Origin of the sequence: Pedobacter petrophilus, assembly GCF_009674725.1 — a bacterium.
Lineage (GTDB): Bacteria > Bacteroidota > Bacteroidia > Sphingobacteriales > Sphingobacteriaceae > Pedobacter > Pedobacter petrophilus.
Genome location: NZ_WKKH01000010.1, coordinates 62404 through 85043 on the forward strand (window position 1 = coordinate 62404; position 22640 = coordinate 85043).

The 22640-nt window shown below is 37.6% G+C and carries 18 protein-coding genes; 11 read left to right on the top strand and 7 right to left on the bottom strand.

What is annotated here, in order from left to right; all coding sequences use genetic code 11:
* Positions 1–26 precede the first annotated feature (26 nt).
* The gene (locus tag GJU39_RS08670) at positions 27–3503 is read right to left on the bottom strand and encodes a preprotein translocase subunit SecA (RefSeq protein ID WP_154280395.1); all 3477 of its coding nucleotides are present in this window, start codon (positions 3501–3503) and stop codon (positions 27–29) included.
* Between the two features lie 215 nt (positions 3504–3718).
* On the opposite strand from GJU39_RS08670, the gene GJU39_RS08675 reads away from it, so the two are divergent.
* From GJU39_RS08675 to GJU39_RS08710, 8 genes are all read left to right on the top strand, one after another.
* Positions 3719–4828: a sensor histidine kinase gene (locus GJU39_RS08675; protein ID WP_154280396.1), complete on the top strand. Its 1110-nt coding sequence runs from the start codon at positions 3719–3721 to the stop codon at positions 4826–4828.
* On the top strand, positions 4825–5532 hold the full coding sequence (locus GJU39_RS08680) for a LytR/AlgR family response regulator transcription factor (RefSeq protein ID WP_154280397.1): 708 nt from the start codon (positions 4825–4827) through the stop codon (positions 5530–5532). Before GJU39_RS08675 ends, GJU39_RS08680 begins: the two co-directional genes overlap by 4 nt.
* Before the next feature lie 128 nt (positions 5533–5660).
* A complete protein-coding gene (locus GJU39_RS08685) occupies positions 5661–6383 on the top strand; it encodes a dioxygenase family protein (protein WP_154280398.1) in 723 nt (240 codons plus the stop codon).
* A gap of 64 nt (positions 6384–6447) precedes the next feature.
* Positions 6448–6954, top strand: a complete 507-nt coding sequence (locus GJU39_RS08690) for a hypothetical protein (RefSeq protein WP_154280399.1) — start codon at positions 6448–6450, stop codon at positions 6952–6954.
* Between the two features lie 3 nt (positions 6955–6957).
* The gene (locus GJU39_RS08695; RefSeq protein ID WP_154280400.1) at positions 6958–7656 is read left to right on the top strand and encodes a pirin family protein; all 699 of its coding nucleotides are present in this window, start codon (positions 6958–6960) and stop codon (positions 7654–7656) included.
* Between the two features lie 263 nt (positions 7657–7919).
* A complete protein-coding gene (locus tag GJU39_RS08700; RefSeq protein ID WP_154280401.1) occupies positions 7920–9017 on the top strand; it encodes a vWA domain-containing protein in 1098 nt (365 codons plus the stop codon).
* A gap of 156 nt (positions 9018–9173) precedes the next feature.
* Positions 9174–10661 carry a sigma 54-interacting transcriptional regulator gene (locus tag GJU39_RS08705; RefSeq protein ID WP_154280402.1) on the top strand — a complete coding sequence of 496 codons (1488 nt, stop codon included), beginning with the start codon at positions 9174–9176 and terminating at the stop codon, positions 10659–10661.
* A gap of 94 nt (positions 10662–10755) precedes the next feature.
* Positions 10756–12000, top strand: coding sequence for a metallophosphoesterase (locus GJU39_RS08710; RefSeq protein ID WP_154280403.1), 1245 nt, complete (start codon positions 10756–10758; stop codon positions 11998–12000).
* 90 nt (positions 12001–12090) lie between these two features.
* On the opposite strand, the gene GJU39_RS08715 is transcribed toward GJU39_RS08710, so the two are convergent.
* The 3 genes from GJU39_RS08715 to GJU39_RS08725 all read right to left on the bottom strand — a co-directional run bounded on the left by GJU39_RS08715 (position 12091) and on the right by GJU39_RS08725 (position 16443).
* On the bottom strand, positions 12091–12780 hold the full coding sequence (locus GJU39_RS08715) for a response regulator transcription factor (RefSeq protein WP_154280404.1): 690 nt from the start codon (positions 12778–12780) through the stop codon (positions 12091–12093).
* A 105-nt stretch (positions 12781–12885) separates the two neighbouring features.
* Positions 12886–14553, bottom strand: coding sequence for a sensor histidine kinase (locus tag GJU39_RS08720; protein WP_154280405.1), 1668 nt, complete (start codon positions 14551–14553; stop codon positions 12886–12888).
* 3 nt (positions 14554–14556) lie between these two features.
* Entirely contained in the window at positions 14557–16443 is a 1887-nt protein-coding gene (locus GJU39_RS08725; RefSeq protein ID WP_154280406.1) for a S9 family peptidase, read from the bottom strand.
* Between the two features lie 268 nt (positions 16444–16711).
* On the opposite strand from GJU39_RS08725, the gene GJU39_RS08730 reads away from it, so the two are divergent.
* Both GJU39_RS08730 and GJU39_RS08735 read left to right on the top strand, forming a co-directional pair.
* On the top strand, positions 16712–18535 hold the full coding sequence (locus GJU39_RS08730; protein WP_154280407.1) for a tetratricopeptide repeat protein: 1824 nt from the start codon (positions 16712–16714) through the stop codon (positions 18533–18535).
* Between the two features lie 145 nt (positions 18536–18680).
* Complete coding sequence (locus GJU39_RS08735) at positions 18681–18983, top strand: DUF4286 family protein (protein ID WP_154280408.1); 303 nt, start codon at positions 18681–18683, stop codon at positions 18981–18983.
* 28 nt (positions 18984–19011) lie between these two features.
* Here the strand turns inward: GJU39_RS08735 and GJU39_RS08740 are convergent, their stop codons facing one another.
* On the bottom strand, positions 19012–19338 hold the full coding sequence (locus GJU39_RS08740) for a nucleotide pyrophosphohydrolase (protein WP_154280409.1): 327 nt from the start codon (positions 19336–19338) through the stop codon (positions 19012–19014).
* 96 nt (positions 19339–19434) lie between these two features.
* Here GJU39_RS08740 and GJU39_RS08745 point away from each other — a divergent pair, with 96 nt between their 5' ends.
* Entirely contained in the window at positions 19435–20844 is a 1410-nt protein-coding gene (locus GJU39_RS08745) for a hypothetical protein (RefSeq protein WP_154280410.1), read from the top strand.
* Positions 20845–20848: 4 nt separating this feature from the next.
* On the opposite strand, the gene GJU39_RS08750 is transcribed toward GJU39_RS08745, so the two are convergent.
* Together GJU39_RS08750 and GJU39_RS08755 are read right to left on the bottom strand one after the other, a co-directional pair.
* Positions 20849–21337, bottom strand: coding sequence for a hypothetical protein (locus tag GJU39_RS08750; RefSeq protein WP_154280411.1), 489 nt, complete (start codon positions 21335–21337; stop codon positions 20849–20851).
* A 15-nt stretch (positions 21338–21352) separates the two neighbouring features.
* Positions 21353–22534, bottom strand: coding sequence for a hypothetical protein (locus GJU39_RS08755; protein WP_154280412.1), 1182 nt, complete (start codon positions 22532–22534; stop codon positions 21353–21355).
* Positions 22535–22640: the final 106 nt, after the last annotated feature.

Sequence of the window (22640 nt, forward strand, 5' to 3'; positions counted from 1 at the left end):
CCTTAATAATGTATGATATAATTATTTTATAAATTTGCGCCGTGGCAGTTTTTGTATTTCTTACCACTTCCACAAGGGCAAGGTTCGTTACGACCTACGGTTGCTTCCTTGCGAACAGGTTGTTGCGGAACTGCTTCACGGGTATCACCAAATTCAATGCCTGGTTCTTCCCTGCCAAACTCTTGCTTAGTCGTTTGCAACTTAGGTTGTTTTACAGGCGCTGGTGCTTCTCTTAAATCTTCGGCCTCTTGCTGAACCGGAATACCACCTTTATATAAGAAACTCACTACCTCTTTATTCACCGCATTAAGCATGTTTTTAAATAAGTTGAAAGCTTCCATTTTATAAATTACCAATGGATCTTTTTGCTCGTAAACCGCATTTTGAACAGATTGTTTCAAATCATCCATCTCACGTAAGTGTTCTTTCCAGCTATCATCAATTAACGCAAGAACAATGGTTTTTTCGAATGAACGAACTACTTCTTTTCCTTTGTTATCAATCGCTTTCTTTAAATCAACAGCCACCTGAATACCACGAATACCATCGGTAAACGGAACAACGATTTGTTCGATATGCTCACCGCGTTCTTCGTAAACCTGGGTTAACACGGGTAACGACTGCTGAATTACTGCTTCTGATTTACGGGCATAGAAAGCTTCAGCTTCTTCAAATAACTTTTCAGTTAACTGTGCAATATTGGTTGATGCAAATTCCTTTTCAGTAATGGCAGTATCCAGAGAGAAGTTTTTAATAACCTCTAATTTAAATCCGTCATAATTTGCTTCTTCTTTGTATTCGGTTACGATATCTTCTGCAACATCATAAACCATGTTATTCATATCTACATCTAAACGTTCGCCAAACAAAGCGTTTTTACGCTTAGCATAAATTACAGTACGCTGCGAGTTCATCACATCATCGTACTCCAATAAACGTTTACGGATACCAAAGTTATTTTCTTCTACTTTTTTCTGTGCACGCTCAATAGACTTGGTAATCATAGAGTGTTGAATTACTTCACCATCTTCAATTCCCATACGCACCATAATGCCTGAGATTCTTTCCGAACCGAATAAACGCATTAAGTTATCTTCCAATGACACAAAGAACTGAGATGATCCGGGATCGCCCTGACGACCAGCACGACCGCGCAGCTGTCTATCTACACGACGAGACTCATGACGTTCTGTACCTACGATTGCTAAACCACCTGCTTCTTTTACACCAGCACCTAATTTAATATCCGTACCACGGCCAGCCATGTTGGTTGCAATGGTAACAGTACCTGCCTGACCAGCTTCGGCAACAATATCGGCCTCTCTCTGGTGCATTTTAGCGTTTAATACGTTGTGTTTAATTCCGCGAAGTTTAAGCATCCGGCTTAACAATTCAGAAATTTCAACTGAGGTAGTACCCACCAACACCGGGCGACCAGCTTGTGGTTCTATCTGACCAGTTTGAGGATTTACGGCTGGAATTAATGCCCCTTTAGCATCAAGCCTTGGCACAACTCTGCCTGTTGCATCAAATTTAACAACTGGTTTACCTTCTTTCTGCTTAACCTTACCATCTTTATCAAGCTCATATTCAGGCTCATAATGGGTGTAAGGGAAAACTAAGAATTGAATTTCGGCAGCAACGGCATTGTATTTTTCACGAACGGTACGATAAACATAATCCTGATCATCTTTTCTTGAAATATTTCTGTTAGTTGGAATTTCTACAACATCTAGTTTGTAAATCGACCAGAACTCACCTGCTTCAGTCGTTGCAGTACCCGTCATACCGCAAAGTTTGTGGTACATACGGAAATAATTTTGCAGGGTTACGGTAGCATAAGTTTGGGTAGCATCCTCAACTTTAACGTTTTCTTTAGCTTCAATCGCCTGGTGTAATCCGTCAGAATAACGACGGCCATCCATAATACGACCTGTTTGCTCATCTACAATTTTGATCTTTCCTTCATCGATGATGTATTCCACATCAATTTCGAACAAAGTATAAGCTTTTAATAACTGATTTACGGAGTGGATCCGTTCTGCTTTAACAGAATAATCGCGCATTAAAGCATCTTTGGTTGCAACTTTTTCATCTAAAGGCAAGTCAGATTTTTCTAATTCTGCAACTTCTGTACCCACATCTGGTAATACAAAGAAAGTTGGATCTTCTCCGGATTGGGTAATTAATTCAATCCCTTTTTCTGTCAACTCCACCTGATTGTTTTTCTCATCAATATAGAAATACAACTCTGAATCTACCTTAGGCATGTTCTTAGACTGATCTGCCATGTAGTAGTTTTCTGTTTTCAACAATAAACCACGAACACCGCTCTCACTTAAGAATTTAATTAAGGCTTTATTTTTCGGTAAACCACGGTAAGCACGTAATAATGCTAAACCACCTTCGCCTTCTTCGGTACCACTGTTACCGGCATTAATTAATTTTTTGGCTTCATTTAAAGCTTGGGAAACATAAGCTTTCTGAGCATTAACCAACCGCTCAATGCGTGGTTTTAACTCGTAAAATTCGTGCTGATCTCCATGCGGAATCGGGCCTGAAATAATCAAAGGTGTACGGGCATCATCAATTAAAACTGAATCGACCTCATCCACCATCGCAAAGTGTTGCTTACGTTGCACCAATTGGTCAGGAGTTTGCGACATATTGTCACGCAGGTAATCAAAACCAAATTCGTTATTGGTACCGTAAGTAATCCCTGCAGCATAAGCTTTTCTTCTTTCTTCAGAATTTGGCTCATGTTTATCAATACAATCAACACTAATTCCATGGAATTCGAACAATGGGCCATTCCACTCACTATCCCTGCGTGCCAGGTAATCATTCACGGTAACGATGTGTACACCTTGTTCTGCTAATGCATTTAAATAAGCTGGCAATGTACTCACCAGGGTTTTTCCCTCACCGGTAGCCATCTCGGCAATTTTACCGCTGTGTAAAACGATACCGCCAATTAACTGCACATCGTAGTGAACCATGTTCCATACCACTTCAGTTCCGGCAGCGTCCCAACGGTTTGCCCAAATTGCTTTATCACCCACAATTTTAACATTGCTTTTGCGTGCTGCATAATCCCTGTCATGTTGTGTTGCGGTAACTTCCAGAAATTCGTTTTCACTTAAACGGCGGGAAGTTTCTTTCACTACGGCGAAAGCCTCAGGAAGAATTTCTAACAATACTTTCTCTAATTCCGTATCACGGTCCTTGCCTAAAGCATCAACCTGATCGTAAATAGCAGTTTTTTGATGAAGATCTAAGTCATTGCTTTCAGCCTCAGCTTTCAATGCAGAAATTTTACCATCAATATCAGTTAAAAAAACAGAAATTCTACCTTTAAACTCTATCGTTTTTGCACGCAGTTCATCATTACTGATCGAAGATAACTTAGCGTACTCATCGTTTATCTTAACAACCAGCGGCTGTATCGCTTTTATATCTCTATCTGATTTACTTCCGAAAACTTTCGCTAAAAATCCTAACATTATATTTTAATCGTATTTATTAATAAAAACCGTTGTGTTACAACAACCAAGCCATTGTCTTGCTTAAGTCAGTTTGGCAGTTGCCAGCGGCTAAAATTAAGGATATATTCTAAATTATCACCCATCTTGATTGAGGATAAATGAAATCACCTACACAAAAGCCTAAATTATCGGTACTTCGAAGATAAATTGCAAGCGAATCGCTTAATTTGTTTATGTCAAGAAAATTAATGATTAAGAATTCTATTCAAGTCGTTACAGCGCTGTTCTTGCTCAGCTTACCGCTATTTATGATTTCCGATCAGAATCTTAACTACATGACCAGCACTACAGGTATCATCAAATACCTGATATTCTGCATAGTTTTCTTATTTCTTTATCTGGCGCATACCTATTATCTCTTCCCCAAATTTTATGAAAAATCGAATGTCTTCTACTTTACAAGTATTGGATTGGCTTTAGTTTTAATATTGTGGCTACGGCCATTTGATAGATTTGTATTTTCTTACCGGAATTTCAGAAATGAAAGCCGTGATTTTGAACGCTCATTGCCACCAGACAGTCGACAACAACCGCAATTTAATCCAACAGATTTTCGGCCGCCCTCAGGCAGGAGATTAGGAGAAGGGCCCAGATTAGATATTGCAAGTGTATTTCTATTCTTTCTCACCTTCATCATCGGCTTTACAAAACAAACCAATATACAGTTAAACCTCACCACGCAACGGGCACTACTTGCCGAAGCAGAAAAGGTACAAGCCGAATTATCATTCTTAAAAGCACAGGTAAATCCACATTTCCTGTTTAATACGCTAAATAATATTTATACGCTTGCCATTATTAAAGAAGACAATACCGGCCCATCAATCATGAAGTTATCAAACATGATGCGTTACATTACCGATGAGGCCGGGCATGATTTTGTTGATTTGCAACAGGAAATTGATTGTATTACTGATTTTATAGATCTACAAAAACTGAGGCTTACTAAAAAGACATTGCTTATTTTTGAATTGGAAGGAGATTTTAAAAACAAAACGATTGCACCTTTATTACTGATGGCTTTCGTGGAAAACGTATTTAAATACGGCGTGAGCAACCACAATGAAAATACCCTGATCATTAAATTATTCAGCAAGCAAAATTCTTTGATATTGTTTTGCCAGAATACAATTTATCCTGAGAAGGTAACCGCAGAAAGAAGTGGTATCGGGATGGAAAACACGAAAAGACGATTGAACTATCTTTATAAAGACCATCATATTTTATATATTGATACAAAAAACCAACTGTTTACCGTAAACTTAACCATTCAACTATTATGAGCAAGAGTTTAAAATGCGTAATTGTTGATGATGAACCGCTAGCCGCAGCACTGATTAAAAGTTATGTGGATGCATCTGAAGAACTGGAGATTGCAGGAGTTTTTGAAGATGCAATTGCGGCATCAGAATTTTTAAATCATCACCATATTGATTTGCTTTTCTCTGACATAAACATGCCGGATATTAGCGGAATAGACCTTTTCAAATCACTCGCTCACAAACCAATGGTAATCTTTACCACTGCATACAAAAACTTTGCCTTCGAGGGTTTTGAGTTGGAAGCCATTGATTATCTTTTAAAACCAATCGATTATGTTCGTTTTAAAAAAGCAGTTAACAAAGCCAAAGAGTTTTATCGTTACCAAAACGACAAGCAAATGCCCGCTGCTGAAGAAAGTATTTTTGTACACGCTGAATACAAACTTGTTAAAATAGATTTATCAGATATTTTATATATCGAGAGCCAGGAAGATTATGTAAAAATCCACCTGCAAAGCAGCAAAATGGTATTAACATTAATGCCATTAAAAAAGATGCTGGAAAAATTGCCGGCAAATAATTTTAAAAGAATCCATAGAAGTTTTGTCGTTTCTACACAAAAAATAAAATCGATCCATAAAAGGAAAGCAGAATTAATCAACGGCGAGATATTGCCAATTAGCGATACTTATGCCGAGGTAATTAACGAATGGAAAAACCCTTAATAACAAACACTTAACACTTTTTAACAAAATTAATTTCACCGATAGAAAAGCTTTTTCCATCGAGACCTGCTTGCCAGGTTCCGAAATTATATCAACCTTGGGGAACATTAAGCCAAACGAATCAAAACATGGAAAGAAAAAATTTTATCAGGAGTTTAATGATTGGTGCAATCTCTGCTCCAGTAATTATCGAAGCTTGCAAAAACAACAGCGTTGCAGATAGCAACACATCTGGTACGGCTGGAACCAACACCAGCACTAACGGCACCTGCTCCATTGCGCCAACCGAAACCGAAGGTCCTTTTCCAACAAAAGTTCCCACATCTTACGTGCGCAGCGACATTACCGATGGCAAAACAGGCTACAAACTCACCGCAAAAATTACTATTGGTAACTTAAATAACAGTTGCGCGGGGCTTGCCGGTGCCATTGTAGATATCTGGCATTGCGATGCTGAAGGAAATTATTCTGAATATGGCGGAACCAGCCTACAATCTACCAACTACCAATCGGTCCACTTTCTTCGCGGCCGCCAAACTACAGATGCCAATGGACTGGTTACTTTTACCTCAATTTTTCCAGGCTGGTATAGCGGACGCGCCACACATATTCATGTTCACGTTTACAACGCAGCAGGTACTTCACTAAAAGTAACGCAAATTGCTTTCCCGGAGGGAGCAGGCACAGGAGTAGCATTGGTAAATGGTTACAGCAAGGGAATGAACGGCTATACCTATAATAATGCCGATAATATTTTTAGTGATGATAAAACGGGCCTGGAAATTGCAGCCGTAAATGGATCTTTAACCCCGGGTTTCGACCTTACTTTCAAATTAAACGTTAGCGCCTAACATTTCTTTCTGTTTAATTTACCAGACGTTAGGGATTTCTTAACGTCTTTTTTACTTTTACGCCATGCCGAAGAATGTGATTACGCTTTGTTACCGAAAAATTATTGATACCACCAGCATCAACCATTGGGATAAATTTGTGCATGAAGATAGCTTTACCGAGTTCAGGATGCAGTCGCAACTTTACAACACTGAACAGAAATACCAAACCTTTGCCGAATTATTGCTGAACGCAGAAGGTGCAGAGAAACTTCACTTTCTGGTTAGTGCCGCAATAACAGGCTATTTAAGGCAGTTGAATGGAATTATCCCAGATATTTTGGATCAACTAGGCAGACGCTTTCTGACTTTTGAGCATTTCAAATTCGAAATCATCAACTCTGACATCAACGATATATCAAAACACAAAGTTGCCATTAATTTTTTTTCAAAGCCGCTTGTGTGGCATAATACCATAAACAACATGCTTTTGGTATCTCAATATACAGCTATCGCAGCAGAAGAAACGTTTACAAACTTGTTTCAAATTCAACCTTTTGTAAGCATCCATTCTATAAAAAACATCGATTAATTTATGGGCATTTCACCAGGAAAAATATATCTCGCTGATCAAAGAGGCTTAACCGAAACTTCTATTATCAGAAGATACAGTACCTTTAATTTCGATCAGTATTATAGTGAGCATAAAGAACCTTTTGGCGATTTATTTATATGCAATGATGAATATGTGGCTGCAGGTAAAATGGCTTTTTTCTTATCTAAGGAAGATTCCTATCAAATATTTATGCCTGTTACCGGCGGGATTGATGTGGTGCAGGGCAATAAGGAATTTACAATAGAAGCCGGACAAATTCAGGTTTTAAACTTAGGTAAGGGTGAGGTTTTGGAAATCAGCAATCCTTATCCAACCGATACGGTTAATTATATCCAACTCGGAATTAAGACTGATCTGTTTTTGCTCAAAGCAAGTGAAATGTTATTTCATTTTGATTTCGAAAAGAATCAGCATCAACTCATCGACATTATCTCTCATCCGAAACTTCCTTTTCGATTAACAGCTGGCCTTTTCGCAGGGCGGGAAGAGGTGATTTATCAGTTAAAAAACAGCCGGCATAAATTCTACACCTTTGTTATTGATGGGGCATTTGAAGTGGAAGGCAGATTGCTACATGCCAGAGATGGTTTAGCGCTTTGGGAGCTGGGGCAAATTGAACTGGAAGCACTTAGTAATAATGCCATTATAATTACATTGGAATTATTACCTCTTTTCTAAAAAACGGGCTTATGTGGTTTTATTCTTTGTGAGTACGGCGCAGTCGTGCTGATATTATGCACTCGCCAAAAACGAACGCAAGCAGCACAAGTTAAAAAGAGCGCAAGCGAATAATAAACAAGTCAGACTACCGCTAAACAACGATCAATTAAAAACGGTAAACGAAAAACCATTAACGTCTTCCCTACCACCTAAATATGACATCACGCTTAAATTAATCCAAATTGAAACTTTTACCTTCGGATATCCGTTATTAAAAACACATGAGAGGTTTTCGTTTTTCTGATTACAAGCCTGGCGATACGCCAAAAGGTGGGTTCGATGAGTTGCTGAAATTATTTAGCGAATTGCTAAATTATACAGCAGGAGATGCGGCAGAGGCTTTAAGCTGGCTGAATGAACTCGACAAGCAATATAAATTAACTAATAATGATTATGGCATCGGCAATTTTATTGATGAATTGAAGGATAAAGGCTACCTGACCGAAGATAATAAGTCGGGAGAATTTAAAATTACCGCCAAAACTGAACAAACGATTCGCAAATCTGCCCTTGATGAAATTTTTGGAAAACTAAAAAAATCTGGCCGTGGAAATCACAACAGCAATCAATCCGGTATTGGCGAAGAGAAGAATGCCGATAGAAGGGAATATAGTTTTGGCGATAGTTTAGACCAGATTGACATGACTGCCTCGATTCAAAATGCGCAGATTAATCATGGTATTGGCGATTTTACCCTAACGGACAGAGACTTAGAAGTTGAAGAAAAGGATTTTAAAACCTTAACCTCAACGGTGTTGATGATCGATATTTCACATTCCATGATTTTGTATGGGGAGGATCGGATTACCCCTGCAAAGAAAGTAGCAATGGCACTGGCCGAATTAATCAAAACCAAATACCCGAAAGACACCTTGGATATTGTAGTTTTCGGAAATGATGCCTGGCCAATTACGGTAAAAGATTTGCCTTACCTTCAGGTTGGTCCTTACCACACGAATACTTTCGCCGGATTGGAACTGGCAACCGATCTGCTTCGCAGGAGGAAAACGCATAATAAACAAATTTTTATGATCACAGATGGGAAACCAACCTGTTTGAAAGAAAATGGCAAGTATTATAAAAACAGCATGGGTTTAGACAGGAAGGTGATTAACAAAACCTTGAATATGGCGGCGCAATGTAAGCGCTTAAAAATTCCAATCACCACATTCATGATTGCCAAAGATCCATATCTGCAACAATTTGTCCGCCAGTTTACCGAAATTAATGGTGGAAGAGCATTTTATAGTTCTTTAAACGGCTTGGGCGAATACATTTTTGAAGATTACATTAAAAACAGAAGAAAAACAGTAAAATAAGGTTGAAGGTAGAAAGGCCGAAGGTTTAAGGTAATCACCACAGCCAGCATACAACTTTAGAAAAATATTTAAAACATGGGAAGATTTAGAGAGATTTTGGTGCACAATACAGGCCTTAAACCCTAAACCTTACACCCTAAACCCCTTTTTAAAAAGATGCAAAACACCACATTAGGTCAATTAAAAACAACAGGATATAAATCAAGATCGGTTAAAGAAGAGCTTAGAGAAAATCTAATTACCGTTCTCCGCGATAAAAAAACAGAGTTTGAAGGTATTATCGGTTATGATGAAACCGTAATTCCAGAGTTGCAAACGGCCATTCTTTCCCGCCATAATATTTTACTTTTAGGTTTACGCGGACAAGCGAAAACGCGGATTGCCCGTTTAATGGTTAACCTGCTGGATGAGTATGTGCCTTATGTTGCCGGAAGTGAAATTTTTGATGATCCACTGAATCCAATTTCCTGGTTTGCAAGAAATGAAATTGCAACCAAAGGTGATGATACAGAGATTGCCTGGTTGCACCGCAGCGACCGCTATACTGAAAAACTAGCCACGCCTGATGTTACTGTTGCCGATTTAATTGGTGATGTTGATCCGATCAAAGCGGCTACTTTAAAGTTAACCTATAACGATGAACGCGTAATTCACTTCGGATTAATTCCACGTGCACACCGTAGTATTTTCGTGATTAACGAATTGCCGGATTTGCAGGCGCGGATTCAGGTGGCATTATTCAACATGTTGCAAGAGAAAGACATCCAGATTCGTGGTTTCAAACTGCGTTTGCCTTTAGATATTCAATTTGTATTTACCGCAAACCCGGAAGATTATACCAATCGTGGAAGTATCGTAACCCCTTTGAAAGATCGGATTGAAAGTCAGATTTTAACCCACTATCCAAAAAGCATTGAAATTTCCCGTAAAATTACTTTCCAGGAAGCAAAGTTAACGGAGTCGCAACGTGCAAATATCGAGGCAGATGGCTTAGTGAAAGATTTAGTTGAGCAAATTGCCTTTGAAGCGCGTAAAAGCGAATATATTGATCAAAAATCCGGTGTTTCGGCAAGGTTGACCATTTCGGCTTACGAAAATTTAATCAGCACAGCTGAACGAAGAATGCTGATCTCCGGTGAAAAAAATACCGCTGTTCGCCTGTCTGATCTGGCCGGAATTATCCCTGCCATCACCGGGAAAATTGAACTGGTTTATGAAGGCGAGCTGGAAGGACCTGCACATGTAGCGACCACGCTAATTGGGAAAGCGGTAAAAACCTTATTTGCACGCTATTTCCCTGATCCTGAAAAAGCTAAGAAAACAAAAGAAGCAAATCCTTATACCGCAATTACAGAATGGTTTACTGAAGGAAACAATGTTGATGTAACCGATAGTTTAACCAATGCCCAATATAAAAAAGCATTGATGCTGGTACCAAACTTATACGATACCGTTAAAAAGTTTCACCCAAAATTAAGCGAAAACCAAACTTTGCTATTAATGGAATTCGTATTACATGGACTGGCTGAATATTCTCAACTGAGCAAAAACTTCTTAAACGGCGGTTTTAGTTTCAGCGATATGTTCGGCAGTTTATTTAATGCTGAGTTTGATGAAGAAGAGGACGAAGACGATTTTAGATAACATTTAAATTATACAAATGACTAGCTTTGACAGCTTTCTATCAAATAAGACAGAAAGCCGTCGAAGCTTTTTTTATTTATAAACCATATTCCAAATGGGAAGATTACCTTTTATCATTGCCGCCTGTATTTTTATTCTTGCTTTCGATATTTATTGCTTCAAGGCAATTATTTCAGTTTTCAAAAAGTGGAAACCATCAACAAAAAAAATATTTACCATTTTATACTGGAGTTATAGCATCCTGCTGATTATAGGCGTTTTTGCCGGAATTTACCTCAATCTTTTTTTAACATTAAGGGCAATAATTTTAGTAGCATTCTTTTTAACGGTTGCCTGTAAAATGGCCATGCTGCCGTTTTTAATTCTGGATGATCTGAGAAGACTTTTTATCAAGTTATTTAGGAAAAAAGAGGTTACACCAATAGCACCGATAGCCGAAACAGACCAGATTTCGCGTTCAGAATTTTTAGTTAAAGCAGGTTTAGTCGCCGCTGCAGTTCCTTTAACTTCTTTGAGTTGTGGAATCATTTCCGGCGCTTATGATTATCAGGTTAGAAAAGTAAATTTAATTCTGCCTAATCTTCCCAAAGCATTTGATGGGATTACCATGGCGCAAATTTCAGACATCCACTCTGGCAGCTTCTATAACAAAACTGCTGTTAAAGGAGGAGTTGAACTCCTGATGGCCCAAAAACCAGATTTCGTTTTCTTTACCGGAGATTTGGTAAACAACCTCACCAATGAAGTAAGAGACTATCAGGATATATTTTCAAAAGTAAAAGCACCGCTTGGGGTATATTCTTCCCTCGGAAACCATGATTATGGTGATTACTATTTTGGAAAGGAAACTTCTCCTGCCAAGGTAAAAAATCTGAAAGACATGGTAGATGTACATAAGGTAATGGGTTATGACCTGTTAATGAATGAACACCGCAGGTTAAAGGTTGATGGTGAAGAACTTGGCATTTTAGGAATCGAAAACTGGGGAATGGGCCGCTTTCCTAAATACGGCAAGATGGAACTGGCGGTTCAGAACACAGATGATTTACCAGTTAAATTATTATTAAGCCACGATCCATCACACTGGCGTGGCGAAGTATTGCAGAAATATCCCCAGATTGATGCCATGTTTAGCGGCCATACCCATGGCATGCAATTCGGCGTGCGCCTGAAAGAATATCAATGGAGCCCCGTTCAATACATTTACAAAGAATGGGCTGGTCTATACCAGGAGCAAAAACAGCAGCTTTATGTGAATGTTGGCTATGGGTTTTTAGGTTATCCTGGCAGAGTTGGTGTATTGCCGGAGATAACGATTTTTACATTGAAGAGAGGTTAAGGAATGAATAAATGAATGAGAGAATGAAAGGTATTGCACGAAAACACTCCTCATTCACTCATTCACTCATTCAAAACTCAATCATTTATATTATCCCGCATTAAAACGATAGCCAACACCACGAACGGTTTGCAGCAATTGCGGATTATCAGGATTCAATTCTATTTTCTTACGTAAGCGCACAATATGCATATCTAACGTACGGGTATTTACATCAGAGTTATAACCCCAAACCACCAACATCAGTTCATCACGGTTAATTACTTTGCCTGGGTTTCTCAAGAAATAAAGCAAGATTCTGTTCTCTAAAATCGTCAATTCAATTTTCTTCCCATCTCTGAATAACGTATGGATGTTTGGGTGATGCTCCATATTACCAAAACGGTGAATTTCGGCAGTATCTTTATTTACGATGAACTTCACCTTACTCTCCAGCATAGCCACCAATACATCCATGTTAAATGGCTTGGTGATGTAATCAGATGCACCAAAGTTGTAAGCATCAATTTTATCAACATCCTGAGCTTTAGCCGTCATCATAATTACCAGGTTTTCAAATCCCTGTTTACGAACACTCTCGCATACTTCGGCACCTTGTTTACCGGGCATCATCCAATCCAACAAAACGATATCAGGTTGATCAGCAATAATCATCCGCTCGCCCGATTCACCATCATTTGCTTCCAGGACGTGATAGCCTTCAGTTTTTAAACGATGTGCAACTAAAAAGCGAAGATTTTCATCATCTTCTACAATTAATATTTTTACTTCTTTAGACATTTATGTGTGTTTTATATGCGGTTGTAATGTTGAAACGTTGTAATGTTTAAAGGGTTAAACTCAACTTTACAACCTTCCAACCTTTAACTTTTCAACTCCTTAAATTTAACTATTATACGGCAGCACGATCTTAAACTCAGTACCCATGCCCACTTTACTTTTAACGGAGATTTCTCCATCCATAAAGTTAACCAGTTCTTTGCAAAAAGCCAAACCAAGGCCTACGCTTCCCATCTGGTTATATTCATTCTGGATTCTGAAAAACTTCTTAAAAATGTTATTCAATTCACTTGAAGCAATTCCGATCCCCTTATCTGCAAAACGAAATACCAGTACACCTTTAATGAGCTTGGCACTGATGTGAAGCTTCTTATTTTCTGGCTTGGAATATTTGTAAGCATTTTCAGCAAGGTTATCAAACAGACTACCTAACAACACCGGATCGGTAATGAAGGTTTTAAATCCAACCACTTCATAACTCATCTTAAAATCAGGGTGTTTCAAGGTATGCGATTCGATGGTGCTTTCGATAAAATCACGAATGTTAACCGTTTCCTGATTTAGTTTGATGGCCTTATTTTCAATCTGCGTAAAGGCCAATAGTTTATTCATCAAGCCATTCAGCTTATCGGCTTCTTCATCTAATATTTTACCATAAAGCTGCTGCTCTTTCTGGCTCAAAGCTGTTGCACTTTTGATGTTATTACCTGCGATCTTAATCACACTAACCGGCGTTTTAAACTCATGCGTAAGGTTATTTACAAAATCGTACTGGAGCTTGAACATTTTACTATTGATATTCAGGTTCCGGTAGATCAAAAAAGCAACCAAAAGCAGTACACCATAAACCAAAAGCAAAACGAGTGCAATCGGCATAAAATAGATGAATATCTCCTTTTTAATGTAAGATTTAGAACTGGTAAAATACAATTTAAAATCAGAGAAGGCACCTGGCAGGGCAATCTCAGTCGTCATATTTTCCTCTGAAGTATCTATTGGATCGTAAGTTAAAGGTTCTACCTGAATCTTCTGATACAACAAGGGCCGGGTGTTTTCTACTTTGATCTTATTTGGATCAAGTTGAAACACCAACATATCTTGTTGATACACCGGCAACAAATTAAGTTTGCGCCGCATCATGTCTTTATAGATTTTTAAGTCTTCTATTCTTGGAATATTCAGATAAGTAATCTTATTTGAATTTACGACGGAGAAATTAGTAAAAAGTGCTTCCTGCGTCGGAACAGCAGTAGTATCTAGCTGATCAACGAAGGTGACCAGTTTATAAGCCATGGCATTAAAGTCATCGCCTACGTTAAAAGAACGTGTATCGGCTTCAGAAAATAGCCTGATAGAATCTGGTGAAATACCTCGGCCAAATTGGAAAATAGATTTCGGACCAATGGATAGGTTTCCTACATTCATTCCATCTTTTACGGCAACATTTTTTACTTCTGTATCATAAAATGTAACCCTGGAAACAAATGGATATTTTACAATAATGGTATCTACAAATTTTGCAGCTGTGGCAGAATCCAAGAACCCGTTATAGTAGGAAATCTCAGGCATTTTATTCTGAAAGAAATCGTTATAGGGCTTTATGCTTTGCTCCAGAACATTTACTTTTTCTGATACAAACTCATTTTCTATAGATTTCTTACTGAAGTTGAAAGCCAAAAAGAGAGAGAGTATAAATAAGATCGAGATTAATACAATGAAAGTAACACCAAGCGAGAAATTTTTGCGATAGCCGCTTTTCTTATCGAGCGCCATAGCTTATTTTTTACTGATATTAGTTTTTAAAAATTCTTCTAACGCTTTGTACAAGGCGGTTCGCCCTTGCTGTCTTTTAACTGGATTCGGACCTTCTTCCTTTTCAATATAAGTTACGGGTACATTCCTTTTTTTAAGCTCTTTAATAAATTGAACGCCCTCGGCCACATTTACCCTTGGATCTTTAGGGTTCTGTGCAATAAAAATCGGCGATTTAAACCGGTCTGCATGGAAAACGGGAGATGCAAAACGCAGGTAATCTGTATCGGTTACCGGGTTGCCAATAATTTCATAGTACATCTGTAAGTTCGACTTTAAGAATGGCGGAATTCCTTTCAGGTAACTAAACAAGTTAATTACTCCAGAATTGGATCCTCCACAACTATAAATATCGGAATTTTTATACAAACAATTCAATGCAATATAACCCCCAAAACCGTTTCCATAAATGGCAATTTTTTTAGGGTTTGCGATCTTCTGCTTAATGAGCCAGCGCGCACCATCATTTACATCCTCCTGAATTTTATCGCTCCATTGTTTAAATCCTGCTGCATAAAAGGATTTTCCATATCCGGTTGAGCCACGATAATTTACCTGTAACACGGCGTAACCCCGGTTGGCTAAAAACTGCACCTCTGCATTGTAACCCCAGGAATTTCGCCCACCCGGACCATTATGTGGCAAAACAACTACTGGGAGATTTGTTTGCTTTTTACCTTTTGGAAACGTTAAATAACCGTTAATGGTTAAACTATCTGAGCTTTTGAAACTTATCGGTTTCATAGCGCTCATCGTTTCTTCCTTAATAGATGAATTAATATCTGTAAGTTTCTTAAGCTTATTTTCGCTGGCGGTATAGAGATAATAAGAACCTGGATTTTTATCTGTAAACGTTCTCACCACAAAAACATTATCCATTTTATCCTTATCCATGATCCGCCATTCTGTACCCGGCAAAAGTTTATCTATTTTGCTATAGGTGAATTTTGAACTGTCATCAAGGTAGTATTTCTGCTTTTTCCAGGTTTCGCAGGTTACGAACATAATCTTATTTTGCGTTCTGGAATAACTGGTTTCTACCACATTGAGCGTATCATTGGCAAACAATACTTTTTTCTCTTTACCCGTTTTTAAATCCAGTGCCACTAATGCATTTTTATCTCTGTTGGCATTAGAGATAGCATATAATACATTGGGTTCATTCTCCGGGAATGCCACAGGTTGAAATGTTGTTTCGAAATTATTGGTAATTACAGGCGCGAATGGTTTACTTTCATTTTCACGGTACAGCAAGGTTTCATTTACGCCATCACTTGCTACAGCGATCTTGAGAATCCCTTTATTATCGGTCATCCATTCGGTAATATTACCAGGATTTTTTGCCGCGATTTCCATTTTTCCATCACGTACATTTAAGCGGTAAACATCAAAAACGGTAGAATCTCTCCTGTTGGAAGCAACGATAATATACTTATCATCAATCAATTGATCTTCAATAACGCGCACGCGGGTTTTCTCATTCGAGCTAAGCTGAACTTGTTTACTACCATTTTTATTGATCACAAAAAGATCTGATTTACGCTCTTTAGTATCATCTTCCGTATAGTAAATCAATTCATTATTGCTGGTCCAGAAATGAAAACTGATTGATTTTTCTGTGAGGTGAGTGAGCTGAACACTCTTTCCCGTGGCCAGATTTTCTACGAAAAGATCTAATTTTTTATCTTGAAGCTTTAAATAAGAAAGGCTTTTTCCATCAGGAGAAATGCGGTAATAAGCCTTATCCTGCGTTTTAAAGAAATCATCCACCGGAATAATATTCACATTATCCGAACTTTTACAAGCACAGAGTACAGCAATAAAAATCAATAGAATAATTTGTTTTAGCATAAATAATTCCTCACCGGGACAACAAAAATAGGCATCCCAACCACTTAACTATGCTTTACACTAACAATGTTACTTTGATTGTGAATGCAGGCATGGTGGTCAATTTAGTATTTATCAGAAACAGACAAACCAAAATACAGGTAACATTCTTATTAGAATTTTCGGACATGCTGCACACTACAAACTAAATCCATTTAGCCAATCTTTAGTAGTAAAGCTTTTACCTTTGAGGGCTTTTTGCTACATTTAAAATTCACAAACCAGGATTATGACTCGTTTAATCGTCTTCGCTTTTTTTCTATTGAGCTTTAGTGTAAAGGCACAGATTTCACGCAACAATCAATCTTTCAACAACGATGAAACGGCTTTAGCTATACAATATTATCGGGATGGTGATTATGAAAAGGCCGCAGTTTTGTTAGAAAAAATCCTGGTCAATCCCAATAATCAGGGATATTTCGATGTTTATTTTAATACACTGATTAAGCTTAACCGTTATGAGGTGGCCGAAAAACTGGTGAAAAAAATTTTAAAGCAAAACCCGGGAGATGATGCTTATCCGATTGCACTCGGCAAACTCTATCAGGAAAAAGGTGATGTTGGAGCAGCGAATAAAATTTTTAATGAAATCATTGCCAAACTTCCAAAAGACGAATTCAAAATCAGAAATCTGGCCAATAACTTTTATCGGTTTGAAAACTATGATTTAGCGGTACAAACTTTTAAACAGGGAAGAAAATTGTTGGGCGATGATCAGCTCTTTGCTCCTGAACTGCTGAATATCTACCGTTTTAAAAAGGATAAGCCCATGCTGATGCAGGAATATCTGGATATTTTGAAATCAATCCCACAGCTGCTGCCACAAGCAGAAAGCACGCTGGCGATGATCTTCGAAGATAAAAATGATTATCAGGTTTTCCAGACTGCCATATTGAGAAAAATCCAAAAAGAGCCAGATGCAGAAGTTTACATCAAGCTTTTAACCTGGAATTACATCCAGCAACAAGAGTTCGATATGGCCTTGCGTCAGTTAATCGCCTTTGATAAACGTACCAAAGCAGATGGCGCAACCTTATTTAACGCGGTTTATACCTTTGTAGATAATGGTGCTTATGAAACCGCAATTAAGGCTTACGAATACCTGCTAACCAAAGGGAAGGAAAGCCAATATTACCTGCCAGCAAAGATTGAAATGTTAAGCACCAAATACAACCTTCAAACTTCTGGCAAATACACTGCAGCTGAACTGGCAGCTTTAGCTAAAGATTATCAGGTTTTGCTGGAAGAAAACGGCAAGAACAGAAACACATTATTCGCCATTAAAAAATTGGCGAATCTGCAGGCTTACTACCTAAATCAGCCGGGTAACGCAGAAAAAAGCCTCGAAGAAGCTTTACAGTTACCTGGAATGAATTCGACTGAAATTGGTCAGTTGAAACTGGATTTAGGCGATGTTTACATTCTAACCAATCAACCCTGGGAAGCATTTTTAGTTTATGAACAGGTAAGCAAGCAGTTTGAAGGACAGCCGATTGGCAACGAAGCCAGGTTTAGAAGCGCCAAACTTTCGTTCTATCAGGGTAATTTTGAGTATAGTAATAGTCAATGTCAGGTGCTTAAGGCAGCAACCTCACAACTTATTGCTAATGATGCACTTAATTTAAGCTTACTGATTTCTGATAATATTCAAACCCCAATAGACAGCAATGCATTGAAAATGTATGCTGATGCGGAGATGCTGTTGTTTAGAAATTTGCCTGTGCAAGCTGTAAAAAAATTAGACAGCATCGCAATTGCTTATCCCCAGAATGGTTTAGCTGATGCCATTTTAATGAGTAAGGCGAAGATTTTTATTAAATCTGGCGATTTTATAAAGGCTACAGAAATGCTGAAAAAGGTAGCAGACGGGTTTAAAGATGGCATCTGGACTGATGATGCTCTGTTTACGCTTGGCGATTTGTACGAAAAGAAACTTAATGATATGGAGCAGGCGAAGCACTACTTTCAGAAGCTGGTTACGGATTATCCAGGCAGTATGTTTAGCGCTGAAGCCAGAAAAAGATTCAGGAACCTACGCGGTGATGGCGTCTAAGTAAAGCCGTTACCGTGATTCCATTTCGGTACTATCACAATAGAGTTGCTGAGCCAAACTCAGCATAATGATTTTTAAATAATTATAGCGCACAGAATATAGGCGGTCAGTTTTTTCTTAAATTTTACTTAGCTATCTTTGCAACATGCTTTTATATAATGTTACGCTAATTTTAGAAGAATCAGCAGCTGATGAATGGTTGCAATGGATGGAGGAAACTCATATTCCAGCGGTAATGGCTACCGGAATGTTCGTATCTAACCGCTTGTTAAAAGTTTTGGATTCTCCGAACGAAGGCGTTACTTATTGCACACAATATGTGGCCGAAAATCAGGAAAATTACGACCAATATCAACAGGTTTATGCTCCCGCCTTACAAGAGGATTTAAACGAAAAGTTTAAAAACCGTTTTGTAGCTTATAGAACGTTGATGGAGTTTGTAGGCTAAACTCCGAACCCCGATTAAACCGAACTACCTATTTCAGCTTCTCGTTATTCTTGTGCCGGTCTGCATCGCGGATGCTTTTCTTTTCCAGGTTTTTTTCAAAGGCATCTGTTAAATTGATTCCGGTTTGGTTCGCCAGACAAATCAGCACAAACATTACATCGGCCATTTCATCGGCAAGGTTTACCTCTTCATCGCTTTTTTTGAATGATTGTTCACCATATTTCCGGGCCATAATCCGGGCCACCTCGCCAACCTCTTCCATTAAAATTGCCGTATTTGTGAGTTCATTAAAATACCTGATTCCTGTGGTATTGATCCATTGATCTACTGTTTCTTGCGCCTCGTTAATGGTCATGTTTTTCTTTTAATTTTTACTGGGTTAAATTTCATAATTTAGGCTGATATAAAAATTTTTATTTCTTAAAATAGTACGCTAATCAAAATTGATCTTATGACTACGCTCTTCAGTGAAAAACAACAAAAAGCAATCGAATCTATTTGGGTTTTAGGTGTAATTGTAGCCTTGCTGCAAATCAGCTGCTACTTCATCAATAGCTACGGACCTGAGACTGTTACATATGATTACTTATGGAGGGTGCTAACCTGGTTTCTGGAAAGTTTGATTTTTGCCTGGTATTTTTACAAGAATAAAATGTTCTCTAAAGCCATCATCATTCAATTATTATTCTCTCCTTATTATATTTTCAAAGAAGATTGGCCGAGTTTTATTGATTATCATTTCAATTTCACCAATAGCGCTTTACTTTATCAGGTTATTAATACGCTTTCTTTCCTGTTGCCAATTGCGATATTTGCTGTTTTCTACTTTAAAGCAGAAGCAAAACCTCCTCATATCTCTAAAATTAAGGCAACCATAATTCAACTTATCTTCACTCTAATTTTTTGTACAACCTTTTCTTCCGATCCAGATTCGTTGTATAATATTATCGGAAGTTTCAGCACCAGTAATCTCTATTTGAAAGATGCTTTAGTGTCTACTATATTTATCATCATCTCATTAAAAATGATCTCGGTTTTAGTCGGATTCTTTTATCTGTCCAATAGAATTTATAGTACAAAACAAATTTTACATCCTTTAGATGAACAGGCCGTTACCTCCAATTTCTTTAAATGGGGTTTTCTGATTAGTTACCCTATTTTACTGCTTTCGGTTTTAGATATGGGTTCTTCAGCCTTTTCAGTTTCTTTCTCCTTTTCATCTATCGGCTTCTCCACATTATTTTATATCACAGCTAATTTGGTTGTGCTTTTCCTCTGCGGAAGGTTTTTTGCCACGTTGATTCAATATCGAAACTTTACGCTAAAACGTTACTTTGGTGTGGTGAATACATTGTCTATTTTACCGGTAATTAATCTGGCTACCTTCTTCTCTTTACTTTTCTTTAAGCAAAACCCGGAAGCAACCAGCACCTATATCGATAAATTAAAACAGAATAGAAATGTGCACCTAATTATTTATTGTGCATTACTCACTTTGTATTACACCTATAATTATTTCTCGCTAAATGCAGATTACAGAACTTTTGAGCCGCTTTACAAATTGCTGGTGTTTGGCCTATCGGTTATACTGCTGGCAAGATTTAAATGGAGCACAAAAGTTATCCCATTTTTAGCCGTGATCATTTTATACTACGCTGACCTTAAAGACTTTTTCGACTTTGCAGATGGCCTCTGGCCTTTTGTTCAGAAAAAATTAATCTCGTTTGTGTGGATTGGAACCGTGGCTATGATGATTACCTATTATATTATAGATTATATTCTTCATAAGTGCTTTTACACACCATATTTTGGAAAGCAAAACCGAGATGAGTTTGAAATCTATATTGATAAATTTAAATAATTGTCTACGATTTTCGTAGTATAATGGCCATCTTACCTCCGAAAAGACTTCTGTTATTGGAACGGTCAATGAGTTTAAAATCGAAAGCATATTTTCCATCAGCTGGTGCAGTAAATTTCTTACTTTCCGTTTCATACTCGTGCACAGTGTAATGAACAGTACTGTCGCCTGTCGAACTGCTTTGATTATAAGATTCCTCCGTTTTTTTCGAATTGATCACATGATCTTCAGCATTTAAATTTAAGCTATCCAGAAGGAGGGATTTCCCCTTACTTTCTATATTGAACTTGACCTGGAATGCACCACCCTCATCTTTGCTACTTGTAGAAACTTTAGTCCAAATGGTTACTACATCACCCTTTTTTAAACTCACGTTCTCTGCCGATACAATTTCGCCGTTTGCCAGTTCTAGTACTGTTAATTCTTTGCCAACAGGGTTACAAGAACTAAAACCTAAAATAAATAGAACCGGAAATAAATAATTTTTAGACATATCAGGGCGGAATCGTTATGGGTTAACAGTTGTATTTAAAGTATAGTGCTTGCTAAAATGGCTGAACATTTTAACAAAAAAATCAGCGTTAGATGGCGTTAGCTCTTTATCCGTTTTGAGCATAAAATTTCTTCCCTTGTAATCAACCGGACAAAAAACAGTTGTGAAAGTATGGGCTGAATATCCATCATTAACTTTTGAACTATTTGTAACTACATAACAGCCTGTTTCTTCTTTTAATTGATAAGCATATTGGCTGTTTAAGTTTAAAATTAACTGAGAAGAATTATAGTCTGGCTCAATAACCTGATTATTTTTAATCTGATCGATGCTTTTATAGAAACTAAGTAAAGCTTCCTGAGAAGGACTAAACAACTCTACAAAAGTATAGTTACCCGGTGTTCGTGGAGAAACCTGGTCATTTGGATCAAGAAAAAATTTAAGCTCCTTTTCAATTTTCCTGAACATGTTATTTACCCAATTCACTTCTAAAACAGGCATATTTTGAACATACTCATTCCAGGATGTAAATTTAGCCGGCGGATAATTTGTAGCCGTTAAGCTTTTTGCATGTTTTAACAAATGTACAGCAAGTTCGAGCTTTTGCTTTTTAGGGTATTTTTGAGTCCAGCTGATTTCAGCTTTATAAAAGAGAAAACATTTTTTTGCCTCATCATATTGGATGTTATAGGTAAAGAACGTTTCGCCCTGATCGTAAATAATACTATTTTCATCTTCATAGTAAACTGCATCTATTCTTTCATCACCTTTTTTCAAATCAGCTATAGAAAAGCGTTTCGAATCATTTGCCGGGATGAAGTAAACCTGCTCTGAATAGAGCCCTTCATTTTTACTAAAAAAATCACCTAAATTTATACTTAGAAAACTGGTGTCGATCTTTGCAAGATCTATATTTCCTAATACAACTTCTTCGGGAGTAACTTTTTCCACTTCAAAATCACAACCCTCAGGGATGGTTAATGAATAAATTTTATCTATTAAAACTGTTTTTAAAGGCAGTTTTAAACTCATGATTCTTTGATATTCAACTTTAGAAACCTCTTCAATATCATCAACTGTAGAATCTTCACTATCATCCGATTTTACAATTCGTTTGCATCCACAAAAACATATGGCAAGTAATACTATAAAAACAGAGAATTTTTTAACGAAGAAATTGGAGCGTATATTCATCATAAGTTTTTTGAAGATAATCAAATATAGAATTAAAGCTGTATAATTCAATCCCTTCGCCAGTAAACAGCGCCTAAATCTTGCAGACCCTTTTTATAATCCTTAAATT